This window comes from Flavobacterium aestivum (assembly GCF_026870175.2).
In the GTDB taxonomy this organism is placed as follows: Bacteria; Bacteroidota; Bacteroidia; order Flavobacteriales; family Flavobacteriaceae; genus Flavobacterium; species Flavobacterium aestivum.
The window spans coordinates 2,247,341-2,265,517 of sequence record NZ_CP113977.2 but is presented as its reverse complement, the minus strand read 5'-3'; the positions used below and the strand labels follow the sequence as shown (position 1 = coordinate 2,265,517).

General features: G+C 34.5%; 11 protein-coding genes. 3 read left to right on the top strand and 8 right to left on the bottom strand.

Annotation, left to right across the window (positions count from 1 at the left end; genetic code table 11):
* Nucleotides 1–42: 42 nt before the first annotated feature.
* From OZP08_RS09730 to sucC, 3 genes are all read right to left on the bottom strand, one after another.
* Nucleotides 43–381 (bottom strand): hypothetical protein, encoded by a 339-nt coding sequence (locus tag OZP08_RS09730; RefSeq protein WP_268845899.1) that lies wholly within the window; start codon nucleotides 379–381, stop codon nucleotides 43–45.
* 260 nt (nucleotides 382–641) lie between these two features.
* A complete protein-coding gene (locus tag OZP08_RS09725) occupies nucleotides 642–2,207 on the bottom strand; it encodes a protein adenylyltransferase SelO (RefSeq protein WP_268845898.1) in 1,566 nt (521 codons plus the stop codon).
* Nucleotides 2,208–2,425: 218 nt separating this feature from the next.
* Complete coding sequence (gene sucC / locus OZP08_RS09720; RefSeq protein WP_268845897.1) at nucleotides 2,426–3,619, bottom strand: ADP-forming succinate--CoA ligase subunit beta; 1,194 nt, start codon at nucleotides 3,617–3,619, stop codon at nucleotides 2,426–2,428.
* A gap of 618 nt (nucleotides 3,620–4,237) precedes the next feature.
* On the opposite strand from sucC, the gene gltB reads away from it, so the two are divergent.
* The 3 genes from gltB (at nucleotide 4,238) to lysA (ending at nucleotide 11,638) form a co-directional block, all read left to right on the top strand.
* A complete protein-coding gene (gene gltB, locus OZP08_RS09715; RefSeq protein WP_281323584.1) occupies nucleotides 4,238–8,752 on the top strand; it encodes a glutamate synthase large subunit in 4,515 nt (1,504 codons plus the stop codon).
* Between the two features lie 5 nt (nucleotides 8,753–8,757).
* Nucleotides 8,758–10,212, top strand: a complete 1,455-nt coding sequence (locus tag OZP08_RS09710) for a glutamate synthase subunit beta (RefSeq protein WP_281323583.1) — start codon at nucleotides 8,758–8,760, stop codon at nucleotides 10,210–10,212.
* 199 nt (nucleotides 10,213–10,411) lie between these two features.
* The gene (lysA, locus tag OZP08_RS09705) at nucleotides 10,412–11,638 is read left to right on the top strand and encodes a diaminopimelate decarboxylase (RefSeq protein WP_268845895.1); all 1,227 of its coding nucleotides are present in this window, start codon (nucleotides 10,412–10,414) and stop codon (nucleotides 11,636–11,638) included.
* 83 nt (nucleotides 11,639–11,721) lie between these two features.
* Here the strand turns inward: lysA and pafA are convergent, their stop codons facing one another.
* From pafA to mnmA, 5 genes are all read right to left on the bottom strand, one after another.
* Nucleotides 11,722–13,338 carry an alkaline phosphatase PafA gene (pafA, locus tag OZP08_RS09700; RefSeq protein ID WP_268845894.1) on the bottom strand — a complete coding sequence of 539 codons (1,617 nt, stop codon included), beginning with the start codon at nucleotides 13,336–13,338 and terminating at the stop codon, nucleotides 11,722–11,724.
* 319 nt (nucleotides 13,339–13,657) lie between these two features.
* Complete coding sequence (locus OZP08_RS09695; RefSeq protein WP_268845893.1) at nucleotides 13,658–14,071, bottom strand: hypothetical protein; 414 nt, start codon at nucleotides 14,069–14,071, stop codon at nucleotides 13,658–13,660.
* Between the two features lie 130 nt (nucleotides 14,072–14,201).
* Nucleotides 14,202–15,146, bottom strand: a complete 945-nt coding sequence (locus tag OZP08_RS09690) for an NAD(P)H-dependent flavin oxidoreductase (RefSeq protein WP_268845892.1) — start codon at nucleotides 15,144–15,146, stop codon at nucleotides 14,202–14,204.
* 10 nt (nucleotides 15,147–15,156) lie between these two features.
* Complete coding sequence (locus tag OZP08_RS09685) at nucleotides 15,157–16,770, bottom strand: S8 family serine peptidase (RefSeq protein WP_281323582.1); 1,614 nt, start codon at nucleotides 16,768–16,770, stop codon at nucleotides 15,157–15,159.
* Between the two features lie 74 nt (nucleotides 16,771–16,844).
* Nucleotides 16,845–18,032, bottom strand: a complete 1,188-nt coding sequence (gene mnmA / locus OZP08_RS09680) for a tRNA 2-thiouridine(34) synthase MnmA (RefSeq protein WP_268845891.1) — start codon at nucleotides 18,030–18,032, stop codon at nucleotides 16,845–16,847.
* Between the last annotated feature and the right edge of the window lie 145 nt (nucleotides 18,033–18,177).

Sequence of the window (18,177 nt, the reverse complement as noted above, 5' to 3'; positions counted from 1 at the left end):
TTAAGCTAACATGCGCGCAAATCTGTTTTCGTATTGCGATAATTAGTTTTTGAATCTTACTTCAAAAACATAATCCTTCCCAATCGTTAATTCATTAGAAGACAGTTTTTTGTAATTAAGTGCATCCTTAACATACGATTGAACCTCAGAACTATTTGAATTCACCTGCAATACTACAAGTTGTTGCAATTCATTAACTGTAAAAGTTACTTTAACTAATTCCTCTTTTTCTAAAATATCTTCTGAGTAAGACTTATTTAGTAAGTGAGATAATTCTTTTGTAGTTTTAGATAAAACCAATGTAGGCTCTTCGTTAATAGTTGTAGCGAATACTGAGCTTGCAAATAAAGTAACAATAGCAGATAAAAATAATTTTTTCATGATTTTTTTGTTTTAAGATTACATGTCAAAATTACTCACAACAAGCGTATAAAAAACATTAAATCAATCACTTAATGAATTCTTAAAACACAAAAAACATTAGGTTTTTCACCTCATTATATTCGCATTAACACAAATAAATTAAAAATAAATACTTTTAAATTTTAGCTTCAAAACATTAAGAAAATAGCAACAAAAAAGCTTTTTTGATTATTTAAATACAATTCCTTTTTTTGATAACATTGGCTTAAAAATGACCTCTAAGAGCTACAACTTAACATAGAACAACCTACTTTATCCCTAGCCCAATCCGGTCTTTTGGCAAACCATTTTTGGCTATCTGGCTGTTCTTCATAGGGTTTCTTCAATAATTCATACAATTCGTTTATCAAAGAATAGTCACCTTTGTCAGCAGCATCAATACTTAATTGCGCCATATAATTTCGTAATACATATTTCGGATTTACTTTATTCATTTCTTCTTTCCTTTCGGCATCCGAAAAAGATTCTTCATTTATTCGATTTCTATAACTCTCCAACCATGTGTTCCATTTATCCAAAATAGTTTCATCAAGATCTTTCTCGTTATAGAATGCATCTTTAATTTTATCCAAAGCAATTACTGGAGTATCAGCTTTTTGAACATTGCCTAAATTTCTAAAGAAAATAGTCATATCGGTTTCTACCAATGGTAACAGCTCTAGTAAACTTTCGATCAAGACTGCATCAGTATCAACTTTTGTCATGAATCCGAGTTTATTTTGCATCATATTCAAGTACTCCTTTTCATAACCAACACTAAACGCATCTAGAATTGTTTCTAATGGTTTGGCTTCATTTATCAGAGGATACAACGCATTGGCCAATTGGTATAAATTCCACAAAGCGATCTGTGGTTGATTACCAAATCGATATCTTTTATACTGCATATCGGTTGTATTGGGAGTCCAGTTCGAATCATAATCTTCTAACCATCCGTAAGGTCCATAGTCAATCGTAATACCATGAATAGACATATTATCAGTATTCATAACTCCATGTACAAAGCCAACCCGTTGCCAATGAATAATCATATCAAGAGTAGTTTGGACTACAGTTTGAAAAAAGGCCAGATATTTTTCTACTCCCTCAGCTTTTATCTCAGGAAAATGATGTTTAATGGTATAATCAGCTAATAGTTGTAGTGTTGTGTGATCTTTTCTTGAAGCAAACAATTCAAAATTACCAAAACGAATAAACGAAGGTGCCACTCTACAAACAATCGCCCCTTTCTCATAAGCGGGATTTCCATTATATAACATATCCCTTAAAACCTGATCTCCGGAAAGCATTAGCGAAAGCGAACGGGTTGTTGGAACGCCCAAATAGTACATCGCCTCTGCGCACAAGTATTCTCTTATTGAAGAACGCAATACGGCAAAACCATCGGCTGTACGCGAATACGGTGTAGGCCCAGCTCCTTTTAATTGTAGTGTATATAATATATTGTCATGAACAACTTCGGTTAGATTAATGGCACGACCATCTCCTAATTGCCCAGCCCAATTCCCAAATTGATGTCCTGCATAACTTAGGGCATATGGTTTTGTCTCTGGATAAATAGTATTTCCTGAAAAAACATTCAAAAAATCTACAGAAAGAATATCCTCTTGAGACAATCCTAAAGAATTAGCCACTTCCTCCGAAGCATGTATCAAAGAAGGATTTGATGGCTTTTTTGGTTCTACATACGAAAAACAGGCTTGCTGTACTTGTCTCGGGATATTAGTCTCGTTTGGGTCAGCAGGCAGTTCTGTTATAAAATTATTCTGTATATGAAGTTTCATAGTATATTTCATTGACTAGAGACGCACTGAAGAGTGTTTCTACTAATTTCACATTATTTCTAACTGTAAAGGTAATAGATGCATGCCAGTATTGTCAAGTCTTTCATTTAATTTTATGATTTACTGGACAGCAATCTAGATCAAATACAAGATTTTAATATACAAAAAAAAACCTGAGCTTTCACTCAGGTTTTTCTAATATATAAACTTCTATCTAATTAAGAAAGAGCCGCTTTTACTTGATCAGCTGCTTCTTGGAATTCAACAGCAGATAAAATTGGCATTCCTGAATTATCAATTAATTCTTTAGCGATTGCTGCATTAGTACCTTGTAAACGAACAATGATTGGCACTTGTATAGCATCACCCATGTTTTTGTAAGCATCAACAACTCCTTGTGCCACACGGTCACAACGAACGATACCACCAAAAATATTAATTAAAATAGCTTTTACGTTTGGATCTTTTAAGATAATACGGAAAGCAGTTTCAACACGTTTTGCATCAGCAGTTCCTCCTACGTCAAGGAAGTTTGCAGGCTCAAAACCAGCATACTTGATTAAATCCATAGTAGCCATTGCAAGACCAGCTCCGTTTACCATACATCCTACAGTACCGTCAAGATCTACATAGTTTAATCCTACTTCTTTAGCTTCAACTTCGATTGGGTTTTCCTCACGAATATCACGCATATCTGCATATTTCTTTTGTCTGTATAAAGCGTTATCGTCGATATTTACTTTAGCATCTACAGCCAAAATTTTATCATCAGATGTTTTCAAAACTGGGTTGATTTCAAACATAGAAGCATCAGAACCAATGTAAGCATTGTATAATGAATCGATGAATTTAACCATTTCTTTGAAAGCATTTCCTGAAAGACCTAAGTTAAAAGCAATTCTTCTTGCTTGAAAACCTTGTAATCCAACAGCTGGATCAATCTCTTCAGTAAAAATTAAATGTGGAGTGTGTTCAGCCACTTCTTCGATATCCATTCCACCTTCAGTAGAATACATAATCATATTACGTCCAGTTCCTCTATTCAATAATACAGAAACATAAAACTCAGATGTTTCACTTTCACCTGGATAATAAACATCCTCAGCGATTAAAACTTTGTGTACTTTTTTACCTTCAGCAGAAGTTTGTGGTGTTACCAATTGCATTCCGATTATTTCGCTTGCAACTCCTTCTACTTTGTCAATTCCTTTGGCAAGCTTAACTCCACCACCTTTTCCGCGTCCACCAGCGTGAATTTGTGCTTTCACCACATACCAACTGGTACCAGTTTCTTCAGTTAATTGTTTTGCAGCAGTAACTGCTTCTACAGGGCTATTAGCAACGATTCCGCGTTGAATGCGAACTCCGTAGCTAGCTAAAATCTCTTTTCCTTGATATTCGTGTATGTTCATAATATAGAATTTGTCTGGTTTCTGAATCTATTTCAGAATAAAAGTGGCACAAAAGTAGCAAAATTAAGTTTAACTGAAATTTATTTTTTAAATATTCAGGGCATTACTTTAAAATAATTTTACAACACGTTTAGAAAAATGCACCTGATTCTAAGATTTAAAAAAAATAAAAGCCCAAAATCAATTACTTATAATCATAAACCTCAGATAATCAGTATCAATCATAAAAACCAAGACTTCTAAACACCAATATAGAAAGGAAACCGATAGTTTTTTACATAGAAGGTGAAAATCTAGCAAAATAGTAATCTTTATACTACACTATTTAAAAAAGCTCTATTGGAAAAATTAAACGAACACAAAAATTTAAAAATTGAAGACAATTTTGTTATAATACTTCAAAATAATAAGCAGAACCCAATTTTTGTTGCAAAAAACACATCATTTTAAGTTTTTTCAAAAAAAATTTTAAAGATATAATAATTCCAAAGTATCAAAAATTAATTATTATCAATTATACAATCGTTTTTTCATTTTATAGCAAAAATAAGGGCAAAACTGCCCTTACAACCAGTATATATCAATAAACCTTTAATTTTGTAAAAAAAAATATCAAGCATGAGAATGAAAGAACAAGGCCTTTATTTACCAGAATTTGAACACGACAACTGTGGCGCAGGATTTATATGCAATTTGAATGGGATTAAGTCTAATGATATTATTCATAAGGCTTTAGACATTTTAATAAAGTTAGAACATCGTGGAGCGGTAAGCTCAGATGGAAGAACAGGAGATGGTGCTGGAATCCTTTTTGATATTCCGCATACTTTTTTCAAAAAGGTTTGTGAATTTGAAATTCCAGAAGTTAGAGAATATGCTGTTGGTATGGTTTTTATGCCAAAAAGCCCAAACCAGGTTAACTTTTGCAAAACCACTTTTGAAGACGCTATAAAAGACCAAAACCTATCTATCTTAGGATGGAGAGATGTGCCTGTTGACGTTTCTAATCTTGGTCAAATTGCCGCAGAGAAAGAACCAACTGTTAAACAGATTTTTGTTGGTAAAAACGGATTAGACATTACTGAGCAACAATTCAACGCCAAACTCTTTATGGCTAGAAAAATTGCAGAACACACGATTCATAATTCTAGAACTTCGGAAAGTCATATGTTTTACTTTTCTAGTTGTTCTACTACCACTATTATATACAAAGGTCTTTTGATGCCAGAAGACATTAGTAGATATTATACAGATTTATTAGATACTGACTTAGTGACTCGTTTAGCACTTGTTCACCAACGTTTCTCTACAAACACTTTCCCATCATGGGATTTGGCTCAACCATTCAAATACATGTGTCACAATGGGGAAATCAATACATTGAGAGGAAACGTGAGCAGAATGCGTGCTCGTGAGGAATTGATGCAAAGTGATATTTTTGGAGAAGACCTGAAAAAGCTATTCCCAATTATATTAGAAGGAAAATCAGATTCGGCTTCTATGGACATGGTTATTGAATTATTATTAATGACTGGACGTACATTGCCAGAAGTAATGATGATGGTGGTTCCTGAAGCTTGGGAAAAACACCAAACCATGTCGGATGAAAAGAAAGCTTTCTACGAATACAATGCTTGTATCATGGAACCTTGGGATGGTCCTGCATCTATTCCGTTTACAGACGGAGATGTAATTGGAGCATTATTGGACAGAAACGGATTGCGTCCTTCTCGCTATACATTAACAAAAAGCGGTTTTGTGATCATGTCATCCGAAATTGGAGTACTTGACATTAAACCAGAAGATGTAATACAGCACGGAAGATTGGAGCCAGGAAAAATGTTCCTTGTTGATATGAATGAAGGTCGTATTATAGAAGATGAGGAAATAAAACATTCTGTAGTAACCAAGCGTCCTTATAGAGAATGGCTAGACAAAAACTTATTACAGTTAGCTCAAATTCCTTATACGAACAACCCAATCCCAACAGAAAAAATTGATTTTGAAACCAGACAACGTTTGTTTGGCTATACCATTGAGGATTTAAAAACAATCATTAACCCAATGGGTGCAGAAGGAAATGAAGCCTTGAGTTCTATGGGTAATGATACTCCTTTGGCAATATTATCAGACCAACCTCAATTATTGTATAATTATTTCAAACAATTATTTGCACAGGTAACCAATCCGCCTTTGGATGGTATTCGTGAAGAAATAATTACCGATACAAGTTTGGCTATTGGCGGAGATTACAACATCTTTGACATTACTGATGTTCATTGCAAAAAAATTAAAATCAAAAATCCGGTTATATCAAATGAGGATTTAGATAAAATAAAAAACATTTCACACGATGATTTCAAATCGGTTACCATTTCTACTTTATACAAAATAGAAGAAGGAGTAAACGGTTTAGAGCGCGCTTTAGAAAAATGCGTACAAGCTACTTTCAAAGCAGTTTCTGAAGATCACAATATAGTTATCCTTTCAGACAGAGGCGTAAGTGAGGAATTGGCACCAATACCAATGTTATTGGCATGTTCATATATTCATCACTCATTGAATATCCTAAAAGTTCGTTCGAAATTTGGAATCATAATCGAATCGGCAGAACCACGTGAGCCACATCATTTTGCTTTATTGTTCGGATACGGAGCTAGTGCTATCAACCCTTATATGGTAAATGAAATCATTCATGACCAAGTAGACCAAGGCTTTATTACAAATGTAAAAGCAGATTATGCTGTTAAAAATTACAATAAAGCTATTGCAAAAGGGATTCTGAAAATCATGAACAAAATTGGTATCTCTACATTGCATTCGTATAGAGCCGCACAAATTTTTGAAATTTTAGGTTTAAACAAAAAATTCAGTTCTAAATATTTCCCATACACTCCTTCCAGAATTGAAGGTATTGGATTGATGGAAATTGAAAAAGAAGTTAGAAAAAGATACCAAAATGCATTCCCAAAATCAGAGATTGCAAACCTATTACCTTTAGAAATTGGAGGAATTTACAGATGGAGAAGAAACGGTGAGAAACACATGTTCAATCCAACTACCATTTCAAAATTACAGCAAGCCGTTCGATTGAACAGTCCTGAAAGCTATAAAGAATACTCTAAAATGGTTAATGAGCAAAGTGAAAACTTAATGACCATTAGAGGATTATTTGAATTCAACAATTTAGATCCAATTTCTATTGACGAAGTAGAGCCTTGGACAGAGATTGTAAAAAAATTCAAAACTGGAGCCATGTCATATGGTTCTATCAGTCAGGAAGCTCATGAAAATCTTGCCATTGCCATGAACAGAATTGGAGGAAAAAGTAATTCTGGTGAAGGAGGAGAAAACCCACAACGTTTTCAAAAAGACATGAATGGTGACTCTAGAAATAGTGCCATCAAGCAAGTAGCCTCTGGAAGATTTGGAGTATCAATCAATTATTTGACGAATGCCAAAGAAATTCAGATAAAAATGGCTCAGGGAGCAAAACCTGGAGAAGGTGGGCAATTGCCAGGTGAAAAAGTGGTGCCTTGGATTGCAGAAACAAGAAATTCTACACCTTACGTAGGTTTGATTTCACCTCCCCCACACCACGACATTTACTCTATTGAGGATTTATCTCAATTGATATTTGATTTAAAAAATGCCAATCGTGAAGCCAGAATCAATGTGAAATTGGTTGCTGAAGTTGGGGTTGGAACAATTGCTGCCGGTGTTGCCAAAGCAAAAGCCGATGTTATCCTGATTTCAGGATATGACGGAGGAACCGGTGCAGCGCCATTGACTTCATTAACACACACAGGTATTCCATGGGAACTTGGTCTTGCCGAAGCACAACAAACCTTAATCTTAAATGATTTAAGAAGCCGTGTAGTTTTAGAATGTGATGGTCAATTAAAAACAGGTCGTGATGTAGCTATCGCTGCCTTACTTGGAGCCGAAGAATTTGGATTTGCAACTGCTCCTCTTGTAGCTTCTGGTTGTATCATGATGAGAGCTTGTCACTTGAATACTTGCCCTGTAGGTATTGCAACACAAGATCCGGAATTGAGAAAAAATTTCAAAGGAACACCAGAACACATTATTAACTTCATGTATTTTATTGCCGAAGAGTTAAGAGAAATCATGGCTCAACTTGGCTTTAGAACATTGAAAGAAATGGTGGGACAATCTCAAAAACTGAATGTTAATAAAGCGATTCAGCATTATAAAGCAAATGGATTGGATTTATCTACTATTCTTTATAAACCGGAAAAAGCAAAAACAGTTCCAAACCACAATACAACAACCCAAGATCACGCATTAGAAAATGTTTTAGATTTTGATATTATAAAAGCTGCCATTCCTTCTATTTACAGAAAAGAAAGAACAAGAGTAACCTTTGGAATCAAAAACACAGACCGTTCCGTTGGAGCTATATTGAGTAACGAAATTTCAAAAATTTATGGATCTCAGGGATTGCCAGATGATACTATTCTTGTTGACTTTACGGGTTCTGCAGGACAAAGTTTTGGGGCATTTGCCACTAGTGGTTTATCATTCAAAATACACGGAAACTGTAATGATTATTTAGGAAAAGGACTTTCTGGAGCCAAATTAATCATCAAAGTTCCTCCTACGGCAGCTTTCAAACCAGAAGACAATATTATTGTTGGAAACGTAGCGCTTTATGGTGCAATTACCGGGGAAGCCTATATTAACGGTATGGCTGGAGAACGATTTGCCGTTAGAAACTCGGGAGCAACCGCAGTTGTTGAAGGAATTGGAGATCACGGTTGTGAGTACATGACTGGCGGAACTGTAGTTGTCCTTGGAAAAACAGGAAGAAACTTCGCAGCAGGTATGAGCGGTGGTATTGCCTATGTGTATGATGCCCAAAAGAAATTTGAAAACGGATTGTGCAATATGGAAATGGTTGCCTTAGAAACATTAGAAGATGATGATTTGATCCGATTAAAACAATTAGTCAAAAATCATTCTTTGTACACTAATAGTCCTTTAGCAAAAAGACTTTTAGCAGATTGGGAAAACGAAAGCAGACATTTCATCAAAGTAATGCCTACAGATTACAAAAAAGCATTACAAAGATTGGCAGAAGAAAAGCAAATTGAAGAATTAATAGCATAATAGTCATGGGTAAGATAGGTGGATTTAAAGAATATAACAGAACCGACGAAAGTAACGTTGCTGTTCGAGAAAGAATAACAAATTATAATGAATTTACAATTCCGTTAAAAAAAGACAAAATCAAAGAACAAGGTTCAAGATGCATGGATTGCGGAATTCCATTTTGTCATAGCTCATGTCCATTAGGGAATTTAATTCCTGATTTTAACGACATGGTTCATCAGGAAGAATGGGAAAGTGCTTTGAAGATTTTACAGTCAACAAACAATTTCCCTGAGTTTACAGGTCGCTTATGCCCTGCTCCTTGCGAGAAATCATGCGTATTAGGAATTATTAGTGAGCCAGTTGCTATCGAAAATATTGAAAAAAATATTATCGAAAGAGGTTTTGCAGAAGGTTGGATCAAACCACAAGCTCCAGAGGTAAGAACAGGAAAAACCGTTGCCGTAATCGGATCGGGTCCTGCCGGATTGGCCGCTGCACAACAGCTAAATCGTGCCGGACATACTGTTACCGTTTTTGAAAGAGACAATGCAATAGGTGGATTATTACGCTATGGAATTCCTAATTTTAAATTAGAAAAAGGAATTATTGACAGACGTGTAAAAGTGTTAGAAGCAGAAGGAATTGTTTTTAAAACTAATGTTAACGTTGGAGTTAATTATAGCGTAGAAGAATTAAATGCTTTTGATTCAATTGTATTATGTGGTGGCGCAACCGAAAGAAGAAACTTACCTACTAAAGGAGCAGATAGCAAAGGAGTTGTTCAAGCAATGGACTTCTTGACTCAACAAACCAAAGTATTGTACGGAGAAACAATAGAAAACCAAGTATTGGCGACCGGAAAAGATGTAATTGTTATTGGTGGTGGAGATACAGGATCAGATTGTGTGGGAACTTCAAACAGACACGGAGCAAAATCGGTAACTAATTTTGAAATTATGCCTAAACCTCCTGTAGGAAGAAGCGAAACTACCCCATGGCCATTTTGGCCGTTGCAATTGAAAACATCTTCATCACACGAAGAAGGTTGCGACAGAAACTGGTTGATTAATACCAAAGAATTCCTGGCGAATGAAAAAGGAGAACTGGTTGGATTAAAAACCGTTGAAGTTTCTTGGAAAATGGTACCGGGACAAAGACCTGAACTAATCGAAAAAGAAGGTTCTGAAAAAATATGGCCTTGTGATTTAGCACTATTAGCCCTTGGATTTACAGGACCAGAAAAGACTTTAGCCGAGCAATTAGGCCTACAAATTGATATGCAAAGCAATTATAAAGCTACCAACTATCAGACAAATGTCCCTCACATTTTCACTGCCGGTGATATGAGAAGAGGGCAATCCTTAATTGTATGGGCTATTTCTGAAGGTCGTGAAGCAGCAAGAGAAGTAGATTTATACTTAATGGGCGCAACCAATCTACCAACAAAAGGTAAAGGTGACTTGCCTTCTCTATAAAGAAATGTTTATTTTTTTTTCAAAAATCCCTTAGCACTATTTTTTCGCTAGGGGATTTTTTTTGAAAATTGTTAAATAATAGTTCCAAAACAAACCTATTGTTTTATTTTAAACAATTTGTTACATTTTGTTAAATACATTCCATTTGTTTGGTCACAATAGTAAACTATAATAAATTTGTAAAAAAAAATAAAAAAAGATGCAAGCAAACGATTTACTACACTTAGCTGAACAATTTGGAAGTCCACTTTATGTTTATGATGCCGAAAAAATACAATCTCAGTATAATAGGTTAACAAAGGCTTTTTCTAAAGTAGCCAATTTACGCATCAACTATGCAATGAAAGCATTGTCAAATGTTGCCATACTCCAGTTATTGAGAGATATGGGATCTGGACTAGACACTGTTTCTATTCAAGAAGTATTATTAGGATTACATGCTGGATATGCCCCAGAAAAAATATTTTATACCCCAAATGGAGTTTCTCTTGAGGAAATTGAAGAAGTACATTCATTAGGAGTACAAATCAACATAGACAATTTGTCTATATTAGAGCAATTTGGTGCAAAACATCCTCATGTTCCTGTTTGTATTCGTATCAACCCACACGTAATGGCTGGTGGAAATGCAAATATTTCGGTAGGACATATCGATAGTAAATTTGGTATTTCAGTACATCAATTACCACATTTGGTTCGTATTGTAGAAAACACCAATATGAACATCGTAGGTATTCACATGCATACCGGTTCAGACATTTTGGACATTGAAGTATTTTTATATGCTGCCGAAATTTTGTTTGACGCTGCTAAAAACTTCAAAAATCTTGAATTTTTAGATTTTGGTAGTGGCTTTAAAGTACCTTACAAAAAAGACGATATCGAAACGGATATTGAAGAATTAGGTAGAAAACTATCAAAAAGATTCAATGCATTCTGTCATGAATATGGTAAAGATTTAACCTTGATATTCGAACCAGGTAAATTCTTAGTAAGTGAAGCAGGTTTCTTTTTGGCCAAAGTAAATGTAGTAAAACAAACTACATCAACCGTTTTTGCTGGAATAGACACTGGATTCAATCACTTAATTCGTCCAATGCTTTATGGCTCACAACATCATATTGAAAACATTTCTCATCCAAAAGGTAAAGAACGTTTTTACTCTGTTGTTGGATACATATGCGAGACAGACACATTTGCTACCAACCGAAGAATAACCGAAATAAAAGAAGGAGACATTTTATGTTTCCGTAATGCAGGAGCTTATTGTTTCTCAATGTCATCAAACTATAATTCACGATACAAACCAGCTGAGGTTTTATGGATGAATGGAAAAGGTCATTTAATCAGAGCGCATGAAACGTTCGAAGATTTATTAAGAAACCAAATTCCGTTACCTGTAGAAGCAGCGATAAACTTAAACTAACAACCAATTTCTATAAACCGAACCAAAGTAAAAAGCCCATCTCATTTTAAAACGAGATGGGCTTTTTTGTACCTATAAAAGGATTATTTCTTAACAAATAAATCTTCTAGAACTTGAGATTCAGATCCATTTGGGGTAGTAATTTTTAGCATTTTAGAAAGCGTAGGTGCTATCTCTGTTATGTACTCTTTTTTCACTGATTCTCCTTTTGGAATATTCCATCCGTAAAAAAGCAAAGGCACATTTGTATCATAACTATTAGGTGTTCCGTGTGTAGTTCCTGTTTCAATACTTTCCAAATATCCTGCACCTTCAAGAATTACCAGATCTCCACTTTGTTTAGGATCATATCCTTTAAAAATAAAATTCAAATAATAATCTTGACCCGTTGCGCCCAAAATATCTTCTTGCGAATACACTCTTTTTACATAAGCTTGAGTCATCAAATAGTCTTTAAAACTTTGCTTCACTTTAGCCAATTCCAAACCTTTCTCTTTTATGAGATCTCTATTTAAATAAACATTAAAGTTAGAATAACTCAGTACTAAATTAGCACCAAAGGTATCCGTAGAGAATTTATTCAACGAAGCAAAAATCTCTTTCGATGAAATATTAGTTACATTGTATTTATGATCTTTCAAATAAATCGGATTCTCAGCAACAGCATGGTCTGCAGTCAAGAAAATTAAATAATTATCCTTTCCAACTGTTTTATCCAAATAATCTAAAAATGTTGCAATAGTAAGATCCAAACGCAAATAAGTATCTTGAATCTCCATAGATCTTGGACCAAAAGTATGTCCAACATAATCAGTTGAAGAGAAACTTACTGTCAAAAAATCAGTAACATTATCTTTACCCAATTCTTCTTTTTCAATCGCTCTCATGGCTAATTCAGCCAAGAAATCATTTCCAAATGGAGTCGTTTTTAAAACTTCCATTCCAGATTCTTTATAAATTTTACTCAAATTATAAGGAAATACAGGTGGTAAAGTTTTATCTAATCTTCCTTCATATGGGTTATTATCCGGTAAGCTTTCGTTATAAGTTTCAATTGGTTTCAACAAACTCCAGCCTTTATCGATATATTTCATATAATTCTTTTCGCTGTTGAATTGAGTTACCCAATCCGGCATTTTATCTCCATAAAAACTACTTGAAATAAATGCTCCCGATTTAGTACACCAAAATGCCCAGTTTGCGAAATGACCCGCAGGCAAAATAGCTCCACGATCTTTAATACTCAAACCGATTACTTTACCAGTAAAATTTGTTGCCATTCTAAATTCATCAGTAATTGTAGTACTCTGAAGATTTTTTGGAGACATCGCCCCTTCTTTTTCTGTACCTTCTACTAATGTTTTTACACTTGCATCATCTGTACAATACATATTTTTTCCAGTAGAACGAATATACCAATCATTCCCAATGATTCCGTGCACTGCAGGCGTTGTACCTGTGTAGATAGAAGCATGCCCAGGAGCAGTAAATGTTGGCACATAATTATAGTTCATGTTATAAAAAGTAAACCCATTATCCATCAGTCTTTTAAAACCTTTAGTTGAAAAATCATCTGAAAATCGATACAAATACTCCATTTTCATTTGATCTACTACAACTCCAACAACCAATTTAGGGCGTTGTTGTGCTTGACTACTAATAGAAAAAACACATACTAAAAACAAAACAATTTTTCTCATAATACAATTTAAATAGTCCACAAAAATACACTTTATCCTTTAAAAAAAACCGGAAACAAAAAAACCAAAATAAATAAATTAATACATTCTTAACCCAAAAACATTAATGATTAAAAAATCATGGCTTGACTTCATAAAAAAAGAGGCCTTTCATAGTTTACAACTAATCAGCCTCTTTTTAAACTAAGACGTAAATATCTTAAAAAAAATCTATGATTATATCAAATAACACCTTCAAAGTAGGCATTAGTCCCAAATAATTATTGATACTTTATTAACATGTGTGATTTTTGAAGTCCAAATAATCATCAACGTTTTTTTACTGATAATTGACAACATTATATACCAGTACTCTATCATCATATTTGATATACAGCTGCTTTCTGTTATCTTGATTTTTCCTTGTAATAAAAGATATTGTACAATCTTCTCCATTGTTATCCTTACAAACAAACGGATAAACAATATCGGTATCATTTTCTTCTGCAGGAAGGTAATCAACGATTTCAAAAACCTGTATGGCTTCAGAATAAATTACGAATCTATTTTTGTTGGTGTCTAAACTGATCAATATATTCACCAATTTTAATTCGCTCCATTCTCCAAATTTACCTTTATCCCCTTTTACAGCAACACTTAAACCAGTGGTTTTGAATTTATACGTTTGACTAAATCCTTGATTAAAAGCAAGGAAAAGAAATACCAAAAGAAAACCTATTTTAACCTTATTCATATATGTGAAAGTTTATTTGTCTGCGGTCATATATGTTATCGCCTTTTATTTATCGGTGTTTACTTGCGCAAACTTATCATTAATGGCGATTTCATCTTAAAAAAATTTGCAGAATAACAAATATAGTATTTTAAAAATCAAATGAAACTACTTCTTTCTTTGCTTGCTCAAAATCGGTTATCATTTCAATCATAATCTCTTTTGCCGGAACCACTTTTTTTATTAGACCTGCAATTTGCCCAATTTCTAATTCACCTTCGATTAAATCACCTTCAAACATACCGCGTTTTGCTCTAGCTCTTCCTAATAAAGCGGCTAACTCTTCTTTGGTCGGACATTTTTCATATAACTCTTGTACGTCTTGATAAAATTTGTTTTTAATCAAACGAACAGGTGCTAATTCCTTTAGCGTTAATTGTGTATCCCCTTCTTTTACATCAACAATAGTTTGCTTAAAATTCTCATGAGATGATGATTCCAACGAAGCTGCAAATCTACTTCCAACCTGTACACCATCTGCTCCTAGAGCCATTGCGGCAAGCATACCACGTCCCGTTGCAATACCTCCTGCTGCAATAAGCGGAATCGAAATTTTATCTTTTACCATCGGGATTAAAGTAAAAGTTGTAGTTTCCTCTCTCCCGTTGTGACCTCCGGCTTCAAAACCTTCTGCAACTACAGCATCTACTCCAGCCTCTTGTGCTTTTAATGCAAAAACTGAGCTACTCACTACATGTACAACCGTTATGCCATTTTCCTTCAAAAATGAAGTCCATGTTTTAGGATTACCTGCCGATGTAAAAACAATTTTCACACCTTCATCTACGATAATTTTCATTATTTCTTCAATGTTGGGATACAACATCGGGACATTTACACCAAATGGTTTATCTGTAGCTTTTTTACATTTCTGTATATGTTCTCTCAATACTTCCGGATACATTGATCCGGCTCCTATCAAACCTAATCCTCCTGCATTACTCACAGCACTAGCTAATTTATAGCCACTATTCCAGATCATTCCTGCTTGGATAATAGGATATTTAATATTGAAAAGACTTGTTATTTTATTCATGCAATTGTATTTATTGTTTAATCAATTTTCCTGTTTTGGTTTTTCCATTATAATCCATTTTGTAAACATATACTCCAGATTGCAATGCTTTTAATGAAATAGTTGGCGAATCATTCGTGATTGTTTGCTCCATTATTTTTTGACCCAGCATAGTATAAATCTGAAATACTCCTCCATCAAGATTTTCTGAAAAAGAAACTGTACTAAAATCATTTACTGGATTCGGATATAAAAAAACATCTGTTTTTGAAAAATCATGCACTCCCAAACCATTGGATAAAGCCAAACTAAAATTTGGAATTCCATACCCATATTGTGTTGTTGGAACCAAATAACGATCGGCTGATTTTACAATTAAATCCCGAATCTGTTTATTGGTTTTATTGGGATATGCTTGCCATAAACACGCCACCATTCCCGCCATTATTGGACTAGAGAAAGAAGTTCCATTAGCCGTTGTTATATTTCCGGACGGATCTGACACAACATCAGCTTGACCTTGAGCCATAACATCTGGTTTTACTCTTCCATCAAATGACGGACCGATAGAACTAAAACCCGCTACTGTTTTTGTAGAAGTTACTGCTCCAACTGTAAGTACCGAAATCCCATCTGCTGGCACTCCAATATGTGGTTCTACTGTATTCCCTTCATTTCCTGCAGAAGACACCACTATCATCCCCCGGCTAAAAGCTATTTCTGCACCACGAGTCATAAAAGCTGTTTTGCCATCCATGTCAGCATAAGAATGACTATAAGAGGTATTGTCGTAATCGAAATACCCCAATGAGGAGTTAATAACATCTACTCCTAGGCTATCTGCTTTCTCAGCTGCTTCTACCCATAAAGACTCTTCAACAGGATTTTCCGAAGCATCATTTTCAGTTATAAATAAATAATAAGAAGCATCAGGAGCTGTTCCCACTAACTCCCCATCTTTATAACCTCCCATGCAAGAAAGTACCATAGTCCCGTGTGAAGCCCCAGTATAAAAATTGGCATTTCTATTCACAAAATTAAAACCTCCCAATATCTGATTCTTAGTTCTTAATCGTTGGAAAGGTTGTGCCGTATCAACTCCTGGAAAACCAGCATCCATAACGGCTATTATTTTTCCGGAGCCTGTATAATCTTGTTGGTGTAAAAGATCACCATTTAGCATTTTTATTTGGTTAGCCGAACTACCGTAAGCAAAATTTACTTGCGTTTCTAAAACCTTATTGACGGCTTTCATCTTGGCAGTTGAAGCTTTTTTTCCAGACTGATTGAGTGATTTATTGGCAAAATCAACTTTATCCACAAAAGAGAATAATTTTAGGGAATTGATATTTGCTTGAGTTCCTCGGATATGCAAGGCATTCAACCATTTGGATTTTGCCATAATTGTAATTCCTGGAGCTGCTTTTACTTGGCTAATATAACTAGGATCAATCGGAATATCTTTTGAATCTAAAGCTATATTTTGCTTTGTTCTCCTATCCAATGCTCTTTGAGTAAGCATTTGCAAAGGACTATCAAAATAGGATTGCGAATTATTTTTAACTTTAAAATATACCCAGGCATCTTCTTGAGAAAAAGCAGATATTGAAACCAATAACAGAACTAAAAGGTATTTTTTTTTCATAATAAATAGTTTAGCTTTTTAAAATCTAATAAAATATTATTCCTTGCAATACTGCTCCTTATGTATTTTAAACATTAAGAGATAACCCCAGAACCTATCAACTCCTCACCAAGATACCAAGCGGCAAATTGCCCTTCGGTAATGGCAGATTGTGGTTCTTCAAACGAAATGTACATTCCGCTTTCATATTGGTGCAAAGTCGCTTTTTGCAAAGGTTGTCTGTATCGAATACGAGCCATAACCTCCATGCTTTCACCATTGGCTATAGCCAAATCTTTGCGGATCCAATGCACTTCTGATTTTTCTATAAATAATGCTTTTTTGAATAATCCGGGATGCATACTGGATAAACCTGTATAGATGGTATTGGTTTCTACATCTGTACCAATAACAAATAATGGATCTGTTGTTCCTCCTACATTCAATCCCTTTCTTTGTCCAACTGTAAAATAATGTGCTCCTTGGTGTTTCCCCATTACCTTACCCATTTTTGGAGTATAAGGCACTTTTCTGGAAGTAAAAAGCAATTGCTCTTCAAGTGATAATTCGGCCTGCACTTCAGAACAATATACAGGGTCATTTTTATCAATTTGAATAATTACACCTTCCTTCGGTTGCAGTTTTTGTTGCAAAAATTCGGGTAAACGCACTTTCCCAATAAAACACAATCCTTGGGAATCTTTCTTTTCGGCTGTAACCAATTCCATTTCTGCAGCTATTTCACGTACTTCAGGTTTTGTTAATTCACCTATCGGAAATAATGCTTTCGACAATTGTTCTTGAGACAATTGGCATAAAAAATAGGACTGATCTTTATTATTATCTACACCAGCAAGAAGTTGGTATACTTTTTCACCATTAACTTCTGTTTCACTTTTACGGCAATAATGCCCTGTAGCCACATAATCAGCTCCAAGACTTAATGCTATTTTCATGAAAACGTCAAACTTTATTTCGCGATTACATAGAACATCTGGGTTTGGAGTTCTTCCCTTTTCATATTCATTAAACATGTAATCAACTATTTTCTCTTTGTATTCTTCGCTTAAATCAACTGTTTGAAAAGGAATACCTAATTTTTCCGCAACTAATAAAGCATCATTACTGTCTTCCAGCCAAGGGCAATCATTTGAAATCGTCACTGAATCATCGTGCCAATTCTTCATAAAAAGTCCTATCACTTCATAACCCTGTTGTTGCAACAAATAAGCAGCAACACTCGAATCCACACCACCGGAAAGACCTACAACTACACGTTTCATATGTTTGTTAAATTGAATATTTATAATTTAATCTTTTACAAAAGTACAAATAATATACCTAGTTATGATTACTCGAAGATTGGCGAAAGCAATACTGCAATAAATACTGTTAATACTTATGAATACCTAACTTTATTAGAAAAAA